General features: G+C 67.6%; 1 protein-coding gene. It reads right to left on the reverse strand.

Going from position 1 to position 1319, the window contains the following annotated elements; all coding sequences use genetic code 11:
• A partial coding sequence (gene speE, locus P3W85_RS04600) for a polyamine aminopropyltransferase (protein ID WP_276263889.1) occupies window positions 1-1255 on the reverse strand: 1255 nt, incomplete at its 3' end.
• Window positions 1256-1319: the final 64 nt, after the last annotated feature.

Consider the following 1319-nt stretch of genomic DNA (forward strand, 5'->3'; position numbering starts at 1 on the left):
AGTGGCTTTGCACCAGCCGCCGATAGTAGTTGGGCAAGGCAAACAGCGCGCGGTGGACATCGCCGTTGTAGTAGTCGAGCTCGCCGATGCCATAGCCGCGCAGGCGCAGGTCGACTTCGTACGGCAGGCGCGACAGCGGGTCCAGCGCGTCGGAAGCGATAGCCATGCCCCAGTAGGCGCCGTACAAGGGCACATACAGCCCGAAGGGCCTGACGATCTCGAATACCGCGCGCAGTTGCAGCACGACCTCGCGCACCCGCTGCGGCTCGAAGACCGGCGAACCGATATGCATGGTCAGCGCGCCGCCGGGCGCCAGCAGCGACTTGACCAGGCGCAGCGCTTCTGGCGTGTAGAGCGGTTGCGCCGGCGTATCGGGATCGGTCAGGTCCAGGATCACCAGGTCGAAGCGTTCGCCGTGCGGGTCGCGGCTTTGCGCCTCCATATAGGCGAAGCCGTCGCCGATCCGCAGCTGCAGGCGCGGGTCGTCGAAGGCGCCGCCGTGCACCCGCGGCAGGTGCTCCCGCGCCGCGCGGACCACCTCCGCATCGAGTTCCGCCAGCACCACGCGTTCCAGCGCCGGGTACTTGAGCAGCTCCTCGCAGGCGCCGCCGTCGCCGCCCCCGAGCACCAGCGCCCGGCGTGGGTTGGCGTGGGTGATGGCCGCGGCATGCACCATGGGCTCGTGATAGAAAAATTCGTCGCGCTCCGAGGTCATGTAGGTGCCGTCCAGCCGCAACAGCTTGCCCCATTGCGGCGTGTCGAATACCTCCAGCAGCTGATGCTGCGTGCGCACCGTCTCCAGCCGCCGCGTGGCGCGGAACCCGTAGGCGCTGTCCGGGCTGAGCCATTCCAGCAGCAATTCGTTGGCATGGTCCTGCGGATCGTCGGAGCCGCGCAGCAGGCGGTTGGTGTTCTGCTGGCGCGGCGCGAACGCGACCAGCAAGGCATCGAGCAGGGCTTCGGCCCTGGCCGAGTTGTTGGCGGAGAAGTTACAGACGTAGACGTCGAGCGTGACGGCATCGCGCTCCGGCCAGGTGTGCACGGCCAGATGCGATTCCGCCAGCAGCGCGGCGCCGGTGACGCCGCCTTGCGCTCCCTGGTGGTCGGGAAAAGTGTGGAATTTCTCGGCCACCAGTGTCAGGCCCGCGGCGGCCACGGCCTGGCGGCACAGGCGGGCGAGAAGCTGGGCATCGACCAGCAGCGATGCCGCGCAGCGGCAATCGTATAAATCAGCGGTGAGGTGCAATCCCTGCATGTCTGGCTTATTCCTCCATTCGTTCCAGCCTGCCGGCGCGGCAATGGCATGCGCCATGTGCGAA

Origin of the sequence: Cupriavidus basilensis, from assembly GCF_029335485.1 — a bacterium.
GTDB classification, from domain to species: domain Bacteria; phylum Pseudomonadota; class Gammaproteobacteria; order Burkholderiales; family Burkholderiaceae; genus Cupriavidus; species Cupriavidus basilensis_E.